The organism is Microcoleus sp. OTE_8_concoct_300 (assembly GCF_031383065.1).
In the GTDB taxonomy this organism is placed as follows: domain Bacteria; phylum Cyanobacteriota; class Cyanobacteriia; order Cyanobacteriales; family Microcoleaceae; genus Microcoleus.
In genome coordinates, this window is sequence record NZ_JANMZH010000589.1 from 1 (window position 1) to 15,285 (window position 15,285).

The following is a 15,285-nucleotide window of genomic DNA, read 5'->3' on the forward strand; positions in this document are numbered from 1 at the left end:
TGAAACGATAATCCAGACTAGAATTGAACCAAGAGATCGGAGCGCGATCGCTGATCGTCTCAAAATTTGTGAAGTCTACATGAGTCAGGGTGATTGGAAAGCAGCCCTCAAGGATTTACGCGAGATTTTACAACTTGACAAAAATAATAGTAAATGTCACGCCATGCTCGGTGTGGTTTATAAAAACATTAACCAGCCTCAAATGGCAAAAGTTAGCCTAATGCGATCGCTTCAGATTAACCCTCAAGAGCCATTAGCCTTGAAGCACATCAAGGATCTCAGCAATCCTAATTCTGCTCAAAGCACAACTAAAAAATTGCCTAAGCTAGATTCTCAGAAAAAGCCACCCATTACCCCACCCCAAAAACGCGGCTGGCTATCTAATCTTTTAGGATGGTCTGACGAAAAATAAAAAAGCCACAGCAAAAAATATCTTTTACTATGGCTTTTTTATTTAAAACGGGTTCGACGGGGCTCGAACCCGCAACTTCCGCCGTGACAGGGCGGTGCTCTAACCAATTGAACTACTGTCCCTCATTTTGCCGTTTTTTCAGGCACAATTTCTATTATGCCTATAACTTCACCTTTTGTCAAGAGGTTTTTTGAACTTTTATTTGGAAGCCCAAAATTTGAGTCTCTTGCAGGGGACTGAAGTTGTTGTCACTCACCAAAATCAGACCTCTGCTAGCATCCGCCAGGGCGGGGCCAAATGTCAACCCCTCAATGTTGTCTAGGGGAATTTTCAGGGTTTCCAAATCCAGCAGCAGGCGTTTTTGAGCGGGAGAAACCTCGCTGATACGGCTTTTGAGGCTTTCGAGTCCTTCTATACGATCGCCCTTTTCCAGAGAAATCTCAAAAATTCTGATAGTTGTGCCGGTTTCCAGCGAGAAAGCACGCTCTAAACTCAGCAAGCGGTTATCGTCGATCGCCAACAAATCCACTAAACCGTTGCTAGTTAATTTTCCCACAGGATTCGCACCAGCGGGTAGCGGTTCGGTGATGTAGAGAAACGATGCTTCTGGATTGCCGCTCACCGCATCGTAGCGCAAAATCCGGCACGGGCTCCCGGTTTCCAGGGAAGCTACGGCGCCATCTTGAACCAAGGCGTTTTCGGTAGCTGTAAATAGGTATTTGCGATCGGGCGTTAAAGTTAAACTTTCAAATGATAGATTGTTGCGGATGCCTTTAGTGCCCTTGTCGTCGGGCAAAAATAGGTCAGGAATTGGCAGCGTTTTCAGCAGTTTACCATCCAGGGAGAACTCTTTGATAAAAGGATTGGTTTGGCGATCGACATCTCCCTCAGAAGAAACAAACACGCTATTGCCAGTAAAAGCTATCCCTTCCGGATCTAAACTTAATTCAGGAAAACCTTTGCCGTTTTCATCTAATAAAGTAGTGACACCAGTAAAAGTAATTTGCTCTTTTTCCAGTTTACCAGATTGCCAGTTAATTTTGAGAGAATAGAAGCGCGCCGGAGCCTTGCTGCTGCGGTCATCAGAAATGGCATAATAAACTTGTTTCTCGGCATCATAAGTAATGCCCGAAAGCCCGCCAATTTCCGTCCCCTGAAACGGAGAACCTGTAGGAAATATTGCTCTGCCGATAAAATCTATTTTCGTAACAGCGAAAGATTGAGCTGACTGGTTTACCCAAATAGCAACACTTGCTGCCATCAAAAAACAGACAATAAATATAGTTGCTTTTCCTAACTTTCGCATTTTACCAATAAATACATTATTACCTATCTTCCTCTTCCCTTTCTTCCTTCGCGCCCTTTGCGCCTTCGCGGTTCATTAAATCAAAAAATCACGGCTCATGATTCAGCAAAAAATTGGTCAACCAATCTTTAACCACATAAGTAGCACGACAGTCATCCTCATTGTAGCGGACGATCGCCTCCAAGAGCGATCGATCGCCAGTTTTGAGCCAATCGTCGTACCAGCAGACGCACTGAGCACCATTAGCCTTAGCATCTCGCCAGTCAAAACCCAGCCAGCGGGCAATTGGTTTAAGTGCGTAACTTTCCACCGGCATAATCGCCTTTTGCGTCACTTGTTTGTGAATATCTACAAACCGTTTCAGCACGGGTTTCCACAAATAAGCTGGAGTATTGTAAAGTTTAGCCAGTCGTTTAAAAGTCTTGACTTCATAGTCGCAAAAATGGAAAATCGGAGCAATGGGATAAGCCCACATTAATTCTAAAAATTGCTGCCAGATAGCACCTTCCTCTGCTGCTGATTCTGCTAAAAAACCGTGGAATTTTTCCGTATTGTTGTACCTGTCAACAACTAAGACTCCGTGGAGGTAATCCAAGTTTAACTCTGGTTCCGCTTCAATGTCAAAGTAGAGTTCGATTGGGGCGATCGGCAAAAAGACAGATTGGGAATAGGGAATTGGTTTCTTGCGGAGAATTGGCGCAGGTATAGAAGATGTCGCAGGTTTATTTTCTCTAATTTTTACTTTCTCAACTGCGATGTCATTCAAGATATTCTCTACAATATCTGGTACTATTTCAGATGAGTTAAGTTCTTCTGAATTCTCACTTCTACCTTCTTCTCGATCGTTAATCCGTGTATCCGTGTCAAAATCCGTATCGTGCCTTCCTTCTTCCGACTTCCCTCGGACGACGGACATCGGACTGACATCCGTTACATCCGTTACATCCGTTATAGAATCCGTTGCCGAACTTCCTTCTTCCCGCAACAGCGGTTGATTTAGCAAATGCGATTGAGCTTGCTGCACCACATCAAAAGCAACTCTGTCGGGGAATTCTGGATACTCAGCAAGCAGTGCGGAACTAGCATTAGCGAGAGCTTCAACATCAGTAATTTCGAGAGTTTTTAGTCTAGCATAGCGACTGGCAGTAACTCCCGGCAATAAGGAAAGATGTTTAATAGATTCGGCTTCGGCATGACAGATAGTATACCAACCGCAAAGATTGCACTTTTGCCGGGAAATGAACACCTCTGGTTTATCCCGATTTTCTATCATCTGAATGCAGTTGTCTAAAATCTCGAACATCTGAGGAGTTCGCTGACCGAGATTCACCGCCCACAGCCCTTTTTTTCGCAGCATCAGCCACGCAGTCTCTGGCATTGTTTCCTGCACGGAAGATAAAACTTGGGCGTGAAAAGCTGCGATAATTTGATACTCTTGTTTTGGTCGCTTGCTAAGCCAAATATCCGCAGTAGTATAACTCCAATCGCCAAATTTTGATTGTCCCGGCTGTTTGATTAATAAATGGGGGCGGCTGATTAGGGTAATGTTTGAAGAGGGAAGATTGGAGGATGAAAGATGAAGGGGAGTTTCGGGTATTTCGCCCATTTCTGGGAAATATTGACAGTCAATTCCTACCAGAGAAGTTGTTGCGCCGTTGGTTTTGCCGAATTCGCCCTGGATCAGAACTCCTCGGTAAATGCGATCGACCCCTTGCTGCATTAAACTCAATGTAGCGGCCGCGCCGGCTTCCCAATCCCCTCTAGGATAATAGGGTTGTTGGTAAGTCTCGTGTTCCAAAGCTTGCTGCTGGTATGTGGCGCTGTCGCGCATCAGTTTCAGCAGAAAGTCGCTGGGGGGGTCTTGTTGTTTCCAGTCTCCGCAGGTGTCTAAAAATGCTCGGAGATGGCACCGCTGATAGGAAAGTAGTAGTTTGTCAGTTATTAACATTTAGTATTCGCAAGGCATAGAATAAGTAGAAGGAAAGCACGACAGGGATTTTGACAGGGATACACGGATTGATTATTTAGCTTGAGGCAAAAGTCAAAGGATATAAAATTCACGCCATCAGTTATTCAATATTAACGCTATCAATAATTCCCCAGAAAAAATGACAAAGGACAATCACCGGCAACAATTCCCTGCTTTGGCCAATAAAGCTTATTTTAACTACGGCGGACAAGGGCCGCTGCCTGAGCCTGCTTTAGACGCGATTTATCAGGCTTACAAACGGGTGCAGCTTGGGGGGCCGTTTTCCGCGGAGGTGGGGGCTTGGGTGGTTCAGGAGGCGATGCTGACGCGACGTGCGATCGCATCTGAGTTGACGGTACCTCCTGAAACCATCGCCTTGACTGAAGATGTCACCGTGGGCTGCAATATTGCGCTGTGGGGCATTGACTGGAAAGCGGGCGACCATTTGCTGCTTTCTGACTGCGAACACCACGGCATTGTAGCTAGTGTAATGGAACTTCAGCGCCGTTTCAACATTGAGGTTTCGATTTGTCCGTTGGCGGCAACTTTGAATGAGGGCGATCCGGTGGCGGTGATTGCTGATAATTTGCGGCCCAATACTCGCTTGTTGGTTATCAGTCACATTTTGTGGAATACTGGCCAAGTTTTGCCTCTGGCTGAGATTGTGAAAGTGTGTCATGAACCCCCCCTAACCCCCCCTTGCCAAGGGGGGGGACAAGAGGAGTTTTCCCTGGTTCAAGGGGATGGGCAAGAGGATTTGTCTCTGATTCAAGGGGGGAGACAAGAGGAATTGCCTGCAAAGAAGCACAAAGTTAGAGTATTAGTTGATGCGGCTCAATCTGTGGGGGTTTTGCCTTTAAATTTGATTGAATCGGGGGTTGATTTTTATGCTTTTACTGGTCATAAATGGTGGTGCGGCCCGGAAGGTTTGGGGGGGCTTTATGTGAGTGCGGAAGCTTTGGCAGATTTGCATCCGGTGTTTATCGGTTGGCGGGGAATTGTGACGGATGCTAATGCTAAAGTGCTTGGCTGGAAGTCTGGATCGCAGCGCTATGAAATTGCGACTTCGGCTTATCCTTTGTATGCGGGTTTGCGGAGCGCGATCGCCCTGCAACATGAATGGGGTACGATCGAGGAAAGGTATGCAGAAATTTGCCGTTTGAGTAAGTATCTCTGGGAGCGTTTGTCGGAACTTCCCGATGTGGAATGTTTGCGGACTTCGGCACCGGAAGCTGGTTTGGTTTCGTTTCGATTAACTAATGGGATGCCGCACAAAAAGCTGGTCGATTTGTTGGAGAAACAGGGAATTATGGTAAGGACTATTCTTAATCCTGATTGTGTGCGGGCTTGTGTTCACTATTTTACAACTGAGGCGGAGATTGATAAGTTGGTTGGGGCGATCGCAACTCAAGTAGTATAGGCCGGGCGAGTTTATTTATAGTCTTGGACGCACGGGTAATCAGAAACCGGGTTTTTGCAAGAATACTTGGTTACAGCTACAGAAACGGCCAAAAACCCGGTTTCTTTGGTCGGAGTGCGTAAGTCGCGTTACATTTAGTTAAACAAGGAGAAAGTTCTGTCAACAAACAGCGAGTATTACATACCAGAATTCTCTCTGACACAACAAACAATAAAGGGAGAGGATATCCCCTTACCAGATCCGCTAGCAGAAGGAAGACCCCATACAACACTTGGAAGAAGAGATGGAAGTAATAATATTTGTTACCGCCAGTCAGCAACCTTTCCTTCATCAACTTGGCCGAAAGCTAATGGCTATAATGTGCCTTGGGGTAGAGTCGATTGGACGGATCACGATCGCCCATCCGATCATCCCAACCCCCATATCCACGAATTCCGCTACAATTGGGAACAGAAAAGATGGGAATCTGGATTGCAACAATTTTGGTGGTATCGCAGAGATGTTGATTAACTAAAGGAGAAATTATGGATGCCTGTTTTGAAATATTGCTTTCTACAAGACAGACTCTTGAGTATTTAGAATGTCATCAGGAAACTTTTACTTGGGGTGATGTAGAATATCCCCAAGGTGAAAAGTATTACCTTTGGGGCAAATATATAAAATTAGTTGAGCGAGAAATTACGCCCCATATAATCAAGCGCTTACCCCCCGCTTATGGAAGTATGCAATGGCTGAATTTTTTGGTGCAAGGGAAAGGATTAGACTTGTTAGAATACGAGGTGAATGGTTCAGAAATAGATTGGGAAGGCAAAGGTTTTGATGAATTTCTCAAGTTAATTCTGACTGAGCAACCTCAATGGATTGTGATATTTGAATGGCACTGCGATCGCATAGATAGTCTATATCAACAGAATGTTAGTGAGTGCATCGATCGGATTAAAAATAACTTGAAATGGGACAATAATAGAGAGGGATTTCTCATACTATCTTTACCAGAAAATGAGGTTGGCTCATCTGCGATCGCTGGCGAACTTTCTGAACAAGATCAATTAGTTTTTGCTGCCACCACTCATCGGTAATCTCAATGTCTAAATAAACGATTTGTCTACAGTATAGCAACTAAGAAAAAGGTTGACGTGTTGGTTTATCGTCGGCCGTTGCTCCGAAGCCGCGACTTTAGTCGTTGGGCTGAAAATATCGATTTTTAACATACTGTTTCATAACTGGATTGAGACTAAAAAATGTTGTTTTACCCTGCTCTTCCGCATCCAGAAATGATCGCATCCCCAATGATTGCATAGCATTTAATAAGTCTGATGTCGATAACTGTACTGTCTTGAAAATTGGCGGCAAAGAAACGGGTTCATTTTCCTTAGCAAGCTGAATCATTATTGCCAGTTCCTGCTGCGTTAGACGCTGGAATTGTTGGTCTAATTGTGCTTGCAGAGATTCGCTTAAAACCACGCCGTCGCATTGCAAAAACTCGGAGACACTACCACCAAACAAGTCTTGTACGATCGTGGTGGTTAACTCTAACCAGAGAGGATTTCCTTGATAAGTATTAATCAAAGTTTCCCAAGCATCCTCATCAGATAAGTTCTGCTGTTTCAGAATATCTTTGGCTGCGATTCCTAAGCTACCCAAAACTAAGGAATGCACGTAGTTATTTACTCTTTCTAATTTAGCAATTTCTCTCGTTTTTTCCCAACTAATCAAGATCGAGCAACTGTGGTGACAAACTTCGGCAATTAGTTTAAAAAATAGCTGATAATCTTCATATCCAGTTTTATATTGTCCCGCCAGTTGTCCGCTGCTAAAAAGCATCTGTACGTCATCCAGGATAATCAGACAGCGATACTTCCGCAGGTTGTCGAGGAGTTGGGGAATTTGGGCTTCGATGTTTTGGGGGATGTCTGTTTTGTCGGAGAAGATTTGCAGGAGATTGATGAGAGTTGAATTGAGGGTGGGGGAAAAGCGGAGACTGCGATAAATTACGTAATCAAAATTAGTTTGGATTTGTTCTATGAGTCGGACTACAAGGATTGTTTTGCCTATTCCGCTGATTCCTAGGAGTGCGATGAGGCGAGTGCGATCGTGTAATATCCAGGTTTCGAGGGTGGCGAGTTGGGGAGTGCGATCGTAGAAGCTGAAGATTTCGGGTGCGTCGCCTAAGTCCATGTGCGGTTGGGTTTGGGTTTGTTGGGGTTTTTGCGCGACTTTTGAAGATTGAGATGTTTGTGGACAAATATTGATGTCACCAATTCGTAAAACATTTTTTCCGAAAGGAGATGAAATGTTTGCTAGTAAAGACCTTTCTAGTGTTACTCGAACATTTGTTTTACTAACGTTTTGTCCTAATACCTCTGAAAATATTTTCCACATCTCAGAAGCAACACCCCTAATGTATCCTTCGCTACAATTCCGGTCTTGTGCTATTTTTGCATATCTCTGACCTTGGAAGGTTTCCCTTAAGATAGCCTGTTGCAGGTCATCTAAGTGGTTTCCCGTCTTGGAAAACACTAACTCGTCGGCAAATCTTAAAATTTCCTTAAGCTCCATAATTCTCGGCTCTGTTGGTTTTTAGCTATTTTATCTAATTTTTTATGACATTATCTTACATTTTATCTGACAGAATACAACTTTTTATCATGCTGCAAACTAAATTCCTCTCCGCTCAGCATGATTGTATGATGTCTTAGTATAAAAACTTAATTATTCACACATCCTAGTTAAATTCTACAAAACAATGCGTACAAAGTTTTTATTGGTTTCAACTTGTCTTGTTTTAGGTTTTTTAGTAACGGCGCCTGTATCTATTGCTAGAGATCCTTGGGCCTTATCAGGCGATCAAAAAAGAGGACGTTGCCAATTTAATGAAGGTCAGGATGAATGTGGTTTTGGACAATATCCTGTAAGAGATAGAGGAAATGCTAGACAAATAGGAGGATTTTATATAGACCCTTTAAGCCCTTTCCAAGCAGGTGATTCAATAGCATTTTTTTACGATGTACAATATTGCGGTAGCAATAATTGGTCAGGTGTTGATTTTCATATACTTTCTAATCCAGGAAAAAATTGGATAAAGTTTCAAGGAAATGTATGTCAATTTAGGTACGGTATTGGGAAACGTCAAGGAGGAGCTTCCACTCTTGAATTTGAAATGAACTATTATTTGGATTACTAGCAATATATTTTTCATTTGAAAAGCGATCGCCCTTTCTCTAAAAAAACAAAGGCAGATCGCCCTTTTCGCCCAAATTTCGACCTACGCACCCCAACAAAAGAAACCGGGTTTTTCACTAAATCTGCCATTTCCATGCAGTATCTTCGCAAAAAACCCGGTTTCTGAGCTCTCAGGCCCAAGTCCTATTAGTGACTATGCCCGTGATCACCATGAGAATGTCCGTGATCACCATGAGAATGCCCACCGTGAGAATGTCCACCGTGAGAATGCCCGTGATCCCCATGAGAATGCCCGTGCCCTTCATGAGAATGACTGTGCTCGCGCTGCGCCGCAGCCAAACTCGGATTAACAGCAACCGCAGTCTCACTCAACAACGCTTCAATCTGCGGATTTGCCCACTCGGCGGCCATTTTCAGAAACTCTGGATGGTCGTTAACGCAAGGCAATTTGCGGTAAGTAATTCCTTGACGCTGTTTCTGCAAAGACTCAATAATGTGGTCTACATCTAACAAAGTTTCGTGATTTTCTGTCGCAAATCCGATCGGCATAAAGACGATCGCAGTTGCACCCAGATCGATCAAATTCTTCGCAGCCAACGTCGCATCCGGCTGCGTCCATTCAATCAGCGGTGTGTCGTGATTCAGCCAACCCACCGAAATCAAAGGATAGCGATACATCAAACGTTCCCGCACGCGATCGTACAAAGCTTGACTTTCCACAATTCCCGAAGTAAAGCCCTTCGCCTTGTGCGGACAACCGTGATTCATCAGCACAATCCCAATTTGAGAAGGCAAATGCGCTACAGCTAAATCGTTCTTAATTTCCTCTTCAACCAAATCCGCCATTAGCTGGATGTAAGCAGGTTCATCGTAAAAAGAAGGAATGTAGCGCTGTCCTTTTACCCAATGTTCTTTGCCATCAAAGGTTTGTGCTAAAGCTTTATTCACCTGTTCGACTGCAATGCCGCTGGTGAAAACAGAATCAACTACCAACAGCGGATAAATCAGAATTTTGTCAAATCCTTCTGCTTTAATTTGCGGAATTACTTGTTCCGGCAAAAACGGCGCGCAAAAGTTAAAAGCTTTGAACACTTTTACTTTATCGCCCCATTTCTCCTGTAAATTCTTTTCAATCCCGGCGCGCTGCTGTTCAAAAATTGCATTGTGCGGCGAAACGAATTGACCGTGTTGGTGACTCCACTCGTGCAAGTCAAAGATTGCTAAAATCTTCGCCAGCGGCGGATAAATCCAAAGCGGTACTGGCGCAAACTTTGCCGTAAGCAAATTTAAAGCTTGTTCGTTGTAGTTGGCAAAATCGTCGTAGCTTTCGACTTCGCCGTAACCCATCAGCAATACAGCAACCCGATCGTTACTTGCGGGTGCTGCAGATGTTTTGTACTCGATTTTTTCTGGAGAAGCAACCACTTTGTATTCCTCAATTTTATTTATTCTAAGAGATCCAGGCAGGATGAAGGGGGGAATCGGAGATTTTTCATTGTGTGCGATCGCACGACGGTTGCGCGCGGGGCTGATTCCCGGTTTCTGCGCCCATACTTCCCGGTCAAATCTCTTATTTATCCTAGAAAGCGGATTGATGAGCATCAGTCCTAAATCGGTTTTTTGACCCTGACCCGAAATTCCTAGGGCAGCTAAGCTGGCAGGCCTCTAATTTTCACAATCCTGTTTCTTTAAGCTTTTGTGGGGTCAGCTTCGACGCCGCCGGAAAAGTTAAATCTAAATACAGAACAGCTTAAAACTAGAATCAGCCTTTGCTAAGCTTGACAGGGGATGGGGCGGGGGGGGATAACTTTCATGTTTTCTTAAGACTCCCTCACCTTGCCTCTGACTAAAGCGGTTTGGAGCGTTCCCAGCCTTTAACTTGGGGGGATACTCTTCAAACTAGACTCTATTATAAGTTTAACACCCTATCCCCTGGGGTAGTATATGATATAGTAGCTATATGATAAAGTTATGTTGCGAACTATATTAACTTTCTTGACGAACTATGAGACTGGTAATTTGCCCCGGAGTCCACGAACCAAAGCTAACCGACTGTTTCCTGACGGGACTTTCGGGGCTTTGGGGACTGGCAGCCGATCGCCAAAACCAGCAAATAGTCGAGCCTGTCAAGATTTTTGCCGCTCATAAATATCCGCCTTTTTCAGCTCTTGACATATGGAACTTTTTGTGCAGCGAAGAGTTAGCAGGAGAAAGTCTAGTATTTGTGAGCTTTTCGGCAGGAGTAGCCGGGGCGATGGGGGCGGCTTGGATGTGGCAGCAACTCGGCGGCCAAGTCGGGGCATTTTTTGCCTTAGACGGGTGGGGAGTACCCCTGGGGGGCAATTTTCCCATCCACCGAATCAGCCACGATCGCTTTACGCACTGGAGCTCGGCAATTCTCGGTGGCGGTGGAGAAAGCTTTTATGCAGATCCGCCGATCGAACATTTGGATTTATGGCGAGCTCCCCAAACGGCAAAAGGCTGGCACGTCAGCAAAACCGCCGCCGGCATTGAGACTGTCGCACCCACAACCGCAGCAAAATTTTTAGTCCACCTATTGAAACAATACGGAGTCCAGTCAGTTGTTTAATCTTAATTTAGTATCCTCTGCGATCGCACCTATTGCCACCATCGCCGGCCTAGAAAATTCTCTCACTTCAGGCACAACAAACAGCCTCAAACAGTGGTTGATATTTAGCGCCTCAGCATTTTTAGTCTCAATTCCAGTCTTCGTGCAAGCACCGTTAGTGCGTTTATATCCAACCATCAGTTTGCTATCAACTATCCCCTGGTTTGTACTTAGTTTAATCCTCATTTTCCGCCCCAAAACACAACTTTGGGGAGATTTATTATTAGGATTTGCCGGATGCTGGCTGGCAGGTTCTATCTATTGGGGCTGGTTCAGATGGGAACCTATTTTACATCTACCTATAGAAGCAATTGGCTTGCCTTTTGCTATTTGGTGCTTGGGCAAATCTTGGGGGAAAGTTGGCGGCTATTTTTATTTAGGTTCCCTATTGGGTACTGCCATTACTGATTTATATTTTTACTTAACTGGGTTGATGCCCTACTGGCGCCAAGTGATGCACGCGGAACCGGAATTAGCTATGCCGATTTTTCAAAGTGCGATCGGTCAAATTGACACTCCTTGGGGCATAGGTTGCGCTCTCGTTTTAATCGCTGTGTTGCTAACAGTCGGTTTGCTGAGTTTGCGCGGCACGCAACTGCACTGGCGCGCTTTTAGCGGAGCGGTGTTAAGTACGCTTTTGGTAGATGGTTTATTTTGGCTGGCTGCTTCTGCGGCTTAAGATTTATGATTGGTTCCTATGTTGGTAATTTTTGACCGCAGATGTGGGCGGATTGACGCAGATTAACGCAGATTTTTTGATAGATGTAGTCTTGAGATTCCCGATTTCTTAAAGAAGTCGGGAATTTGGGTATTTGCGGAGGGGTGTTAAGCACTCTTTTGGTAGATGGTTTATTTTGGCTGGCTACTTCTGCGGCTTGAGATTTATGATCGATCCTATGTTGGTAATTTTTGACCGCAGATGTGGGCGGATTGACGCAGATTAACGCAGATTTTTTGAGAGATTTAGTCTTGAGATTGCCGATTTATTAAGGAAGTCGGGAATTTGGGTGTTTACTGAACAATTATGAGTTAAAATCTAAAATCTAAAATATCAGAATCCAAAATCAATATCATGTCTTTCATTTCAATTCGCGGTGTAGAACATTATTACGAGTGGATAACGGCAGATAACTGTGCTAAGCCGTGCGGCAAACCAGTGATGGTATTTCTCCACGGCTGGGCGGGCTCGGCGCGCTACTGGGAAAGCACGGCACGGGCTATTGCTGATGATTTTGATTGTTTGCTTTATGATATGAGAGGTTTTGGCCGATCGCCTTTGCCGAAAGAGCCTCCTGAGTCTAGCTACGAACTCGAAACCTACGCCCGCGACTTAGCTGAATTATTAGAAGCTCTGAATTTAAGCCGCGTCTTTCTCAATGCTCACTCCACAGGTGCCTCAATTGCTACTTTATTTCTCAACCTTTACCCCGAAAAAGTAGAAAAAGCAATTCTCACTTGCAGCGGGATTTTTGAATACGATGAGAAATCTTTTACAACTTTTCACAAATTCGGTGGCTATGTGGTAAAATTTAGGCCATCTTGGCTGGCATCGATCCCTTTTGCCGATCGGCTATTTATGGCCCGGTTTTTGCGCCGTTCCCTGCCCAGAGAGGTCAGTCTGGCGTTTCTCAAGGATTTTTTAATGGCAGACGAGGAAGCTGCTATAGGTACAATGGTGACGGCCGTCAGCAAAAGAGCAGCCGAGGAAATGCCCCAAGAATTTGCGCGGCTGAGTGTTCCCACACTGCTTGTGGCCGGAGAATTCGATCAAATTATCCCCGCCATCATGGGAGAGCAAGCTGCCTCCCTCAGCAAAAAAGTAGAATTTGTTATAATTCCTAATACGGCTCACTTTCCGATGCTGGAGGATGCCGCAACATACTTGCAGCTAATTCGAGACTTTTTGCCAGCAGCGGCTTAGCTGAGTTATTGTTCATCTAATGTACGATCGGACAAGCAAGCTTTGACCCTGCTCAAAAACGGATACAAGCCCCCGACACTCGTCGTGAGCAGGCCAAAATTTTAGACTCTTGTTCAAGCTCCCAGATTCATCTGTGGAGTAAATCTAAAGTTGTTCGACAGAGCGCGACTCGACGGCTCGACAGAGCGCTCGCCGAATGTCTCACGCCCCCGTCTCACGCCCCCGTCTCAAATCTCAAATCGACTGACAGCGGCTTTTACTCGGATCTTAATTTTTAATTCCTAATTTCTTAAAGCGAAAGGTGGTACAATGAACGACCTCGACCAATACTATAAAGTGCTGGAACTGTTGCCGGGAGCTTCCAGAGAAGAAATTAGCCAAGCCTACAAGGATTTAGCGTTCATTTGGCACCCCGATCGCATCCCCAAAGACAATCCCAGACTACTACAGAAAGCTGAAGAAAAGATTAAGGAAATTAATCAAGCTCGCGAACAATTGCGATCGATTCAACCAAGAGGTCAGAATCAGAACGTTCAGCAAAAACATACTCAGCACAGAAACACCCAGCAACAAAATACTCAGTACAGAAACACCCAGCAACAAAACACCCAGCAACAAAATACTCAGTACAGAAACACCCAGCAACAAAATACCCAGTACAGAAACACCCAGCAACAAAATACCCAGCAACAAAATACCCAGCACAAACACACTCAGCACCAAAACACCCAGCAACAAAACACCCAGCACAAACACACTCAGTACCAAAACACCCAGCAACAAAACACCCAGCAACAAAATACTCAGCAACAAAATACTCAGCAACAAAATACTCAGCAACAAAATACCCAGCAACAAAATACCCAGCAACAAAATACTCAGTACAGAAACACTCAGTACCAAAACACTCAGTACCAAAACACTCAGCCACAAAACACTCAGTACCAAAACAATCAGTACAGAAATACTCAGTATCCAAACACCCAACACCAAAACACCCAGCCACCGCCGGCAAACCCACAAGCACCCCGCTACTCTTCTGAAACCTCTCCAGGAAAATATGCGGGAAATTATGCTGGAAATCCTTCAGGGCCCTATTCAGATGCGTCCCGCTACCAATCGCCGCCGCCATCTCAGTCTTACCGCCAAGCTGCGCCGCAAGCTCCCGATTTGAGTGGTTCCAACTTCAAAGGAGCTTCCTTAAAAGAAAGGGATTTTTCAGGGAGAAACTTGAGCAATGCAAACCTGAGTGAAGCCGACTTAAGCGATGCTTTTCTACACAACGTCAACCTCACAGGCGCGAATTTGCACAAAGCAAACTTGTTTAGGGCTAATTTGTTAGGAGCTTGTTTGATCAATGCCAACTTGAGAGAAACCAACTTAATCGGAGCAGATTTGAGCGGTGCAGACTTGAGCGGTGCGGACTTAACAGGAGCGAAAATCGGTTACGGCGATCGAGTTATGGTAAAACTCACCCGAACTACATTAACAGGTACAATTTTACCCGATGGTACGGTTCACGAGTGACGTACTGCTAGACACTCTGCTAAGCAGTTCCACATTTAAAGGGTGCATCTCAATGAAAGCAAATATGTATGTAGGGGCGAAGCATTCCGGCAGTAAATATGAGCTTCTAACCAATAAATCCATCTACCCTCAGGCTTCGCTCCTGCTTTCATTGAGATACACCCCCTTTAAATTGCACGCTTCAGCATTACCTTTATGCTTCAATACGGGCGAATGGCTCATTTTATCTATTTGTCTTTGTGGTGGTAGCCGGAATTGGCTTTTTAGGACAGGAATTATCTTTCCCGGTTTTCTGTGTAGTGGTGATTGGTGGAGTTTTACTTACATCATTGGTGCATTACAACTTAAGCAGGATAAACGCTTACAAGAGGAAATTTTCTTATAATTAATGAAAATGGCCAGCGGTAGATTACCGTTAATTGGTAATATTTTAGGCAAGGCTTTGAATCCGAGCAATAATTCCCTGGATTCTGAAAATCCTGAGCACTAAAGTCCTGACTATGAACCCATAGCGGTTACGCTCGCGATCGCACAAACCGAGTTTTTTTACCGGGTTCAAGGACTGCAACGAACTCTTTTGGTTCATCAAACCCCGTTTCTGCCTCGAACACGGTTAATCGAGCTTCATATTACAGCAACCCCCAAAACGGTTCCTCTTTTTTCGATCGGACGACTTCCATCGGACTTCGGTTATTAATTACTTACTTGCGGCGATCGCGCAACTTTCGTCCAGCAGCCAGCATAGCGCCTCCCGCCATTAAACCCCCCACAGTCATAGGTTCGGGAACCGGCTCAGGTGGTGTCGTTGGTGTGGGAACCGGCTCAGGTGTTGTCGTTGGTGTGGGAACCGGCTCAGGTGTTGTCGTTGGTGTGGGAACCGGCTCAGGTGTTGTCGTTGGTGTGGGAACCGGCTCAGGT

14 protein-coding genes are annotated in these 15,285 nt (G+C 44.9%); 9 read left to right on the top strand and 5 right to left on the bottom strand.

Features of this window, described 5'->3' with window-relative positions:
• A partial coding sequence (locus ACUVJL_RS27200) for a tetratricopeptide repeat protein (RefSeq protein WP_445248694.1) occupies nt 1-412 on the top strand: 412 nt, incomplete at its 5' end.
• Between the two features lie 178 nt (nt 413-590).
• Here the strand turns inward: ACUVJL_RS27200 and ACUVJL_RS27205 are convergent.
• Both ACUVJL_RS27205 and ACUVJL_RS27210 read right to left on the bottom strand, forming a co-directional pair.
• Nucleotides 591-1,718 (bottom strand): esterase-like activity of phytase family protein, encoded by a 1,128-nt coding sequence (locus tag ACUVJL_RS27205; protein ID WP_445248695.1) that lies wholly within the window; start codon nt 1,716-1,718, stop codon nt 591-593.
• Nucleotides 1,719-1,806: 88 nt separating this feature from the next.
• A complete protein-coding gene (locus ACUVJL_RS27210) occupies nt 1,807-3,666 on the bottom strand; it encodes a TM0106 family RecB-like putative nuclease (protein ID WP_445248696.1) in 1,860 nt (619 codons plus the stop codon).
• A 160-nt stretch (nt 3,667-3,826) separates the two neighbouring features.
• On the opposite strand from ACUVJL_RS27210, the gene ACUVJL_RS27215 reads away from it, so the two are divergent.
• Nucleotides 3,827-5,107: an aminotransferase class V-fold PLP-dependent enzyme gene (locus ACUVJL_RS27215; RefSeq protein WP_445248697.1), complete on the top strand. Its 1,281-nt coding sequence runs from the start codon at nt 3,827-3,829 to the stop codon at nt 5,105-5,107.
• A 524-nt stretch (nt 5,108-5,631) separates the two neighbouring features.
• Complete coding sequence (locus ACUVJL_RS27220) at nt 5,632-6,186, top strand: hypothetical protein (protein ID WP_445248698.1); 555 nt, start codon at nt 5,632-5,634, stop codon at nt 6,184-6,186.
• A 97-nt stretch (nt 6,187-6,283) separates the two neighbouring features.
• Here the strand turns inward: ACUVJL_RS27220 and ACUVJL_RS27225 are convergent, their stop codons facing one another.
• Nucleotides 6,284-7,666: an AAA family ATPase gene (locus ACUVJL_RS27225; protein ID WP_445248699.1), complete on the bottom strand. Its 1,383-nt coding sequence runs from the start codon at nt 7,664-7,666 to the stop codon at nt 6,284-6,286.
• 187 nt (nt 7,667-7,853) lie between these two features.
• Between ACUVJL_RS27225 and ACUVJL_RS27230 the strand changes: the two genes are divergently transcribed.
• Nucleotides 7,854-8,291: a hypothetical protein gene (locus ACUVJL_RS27230; protein WP_445248700.1), complete on the top strand. Its 438-nt coding sequence runs from the start codon at nt 7,854-7,856 to the stop codon at nt 8,289-8,291.
• 185 nt (nt 8,292-8,476) lie between these two features.
• Here ACUVJL_RS27230 and ACUVJL_RS27235 read toward each other — a convergent pair whose 3' ends face one another.
• Nucleotides 8,477-9,715 carry a ferrochelatase gene (locus tag ACUVJL_RS27235; RefSeq protein WP_445248707.1) on the bottom strand — a complete coding sequence of 413 codons (1,239 nt, stop codon included), beginning with the start codon at nt 9,713-9,715 and terminating at the stop codon, nt 8,477-8,479.
• Nucleotides 9,716-10,295: 580 nt separating this feature from the next.
• Between ACUVJL_RS27235 and ACUVJL_RS27240 the strand changes: the two genes are divergently transcribed.
• The 5 genes from ACUVJL_RS27240 (at nt 10,296) to ACUVJL_RS27260 (ending at nt 14,752) form a co-directional block, all read left to right on the top strand.
• A complete protein-coding gene (locus ACUVJL_RS27240) occupies nt 10,296-10,880 on the top strand; it encodes a hypothetical protein (RefSeq protein WP_445248701.1) in 585 nt (194 codons plus the stop codon).
• Nucleotides 10,873-11,598 carry a DUF3120 domain-containing protein gene (locus tag ACUVJL_RS27245; protein ID WP_445248702.1) on the top strand — a complete coding sequence of 242 codons (726 nt, stop codon included), beginning with the start codon at nt 10,873-10,875 and terminating at the stop codon, nt 11,596-11,598. The genes ACUVJL_RS27240 and ACUVJL_RS27245 overlap by 8 nt, the downstream gene beginning before the upstream one ends.
• Nucleotides 11,599-11,991: 393 nt before the next feature.
• Nucleotides 11,992-12,840, top strand: a complete 849-nt coding sequence (locus ACUVJL_RS27250) for an alpha/beta fold hydrolase (protein WP_445248703.1) — start codon at nt 11,992-11,994, stop codon at nt 12,838-12,840.
• A 309-nt stretch (nt 12,841-13,149) separates the two neighbouring features.
• A complete protein-coding gene (locus ACUVJL_RS27255) occupies nt 13,150-14,367 on the top strand; it encodes a pentapeptide repeat-containing protein (RefSeq protein WP_445248704.1) in 1,218 nt (405 codons plus the stop codon).
• Nucleotides 14,368-14,419: 52 nt separating this feature from the next.
• Entirely contained in the window at nt 14,420-14,752 is a 333-nt protein-coding gene (locus tag ACUVJL_RS27260; RefSeq protein WP_445248705.1) for a hypothetical protein, read from the top strand.
• A gap of 316 nt (nt 14,753-15,068) precedes the next feature.
• On the opposite strand, the gene ACUVJL_RS27265 is transcribed toward ACUVJL_RS27260, so the two are convergent.
• On the bottom strand, nt 15,069-15,285 hold a 217-nt coding region (locus tag ACUVJL_RS27265), incomplete at its 5' end, for a PEP-CTERM sorting domain-containing protein (protein WP_445248706.1).

Excerpts from the sequence above, each read along its gene's own strand:
- ACUVJL_RS27205 (WP_445248695.1), bottom strand. The coding sequence starts at position 1,718 with ATGCGAAAGTTAGGAAAAGCAACTATATTTATTGTCTGTTTTTTGATG.
- ACUVJL_RS27210 (WP_445248696.1), bottom strand. The coding sequence starts at position 3,666 with ATGTTAATAACTGACAAACTACTACTTTCCTATCAGCGGTGCCATCTC.
- ACUVJL_RS27215 (WP_445248697.1), top strand. The coding sequence starts at position 3,827 with ATGACAAAGGACAATCACCGGCAACAATTCCCTGCTTTGGCCAATAAA.
- ACUVJL_RS27220 (WP_445248698.1), top strand. The coding sequence starts at position 5,632 with ATGGATGCCTGTTTTGAAATATTGCTTTCTACAAGACAGACTCTTGAG.
- ACUVJL_RS27225 (WP_445248699.1), bottom strand. The coding sequence starts at position 7,666 with ATGGAGCTTAAGGAAATTTTAAGATTTGCCGACGAGTTAGTGTTTTCC.
- ACUVJL_RS27230 (WP_445248700.1), top strand. The coding sequence starts at position 7,854 with ATGCGTACAAAGTTTTTATTGGTTTCAACTTGTCTTGTTTTAGGTTTT.
- ACUVJL_RS27240 (WP_445248701.1), top strand. The coding sequence starts at position 10,296 with ATGAGACTGGTAATTTGCCCCGGAGTCCACGAACCAAAGCTAACCGAC.
- ACUVJL_RS27250 (WP_445248703.1), top strand. The coding sequence starts at position 11,992 with ATGTCTTTCATTTCAATTCGCGGTGTAGAACATTATTACGAGTGGATA.
- ACUVJL_RS27255 (WP_445248704.1), top strand. The coding sequence starts at position 13,150 with ATGAACGACCTCGACCAATACTATAAAGTGCTGGAACTGTTGCCGGGA.
- ACUVJL_RS27260 (WP_445248705.1), top strand. The coding sequence starts at position 14,420 with ATGAAAGCAAATATGTATGTAGGGGCGAAGCATTCCGGCAGTAAATAT.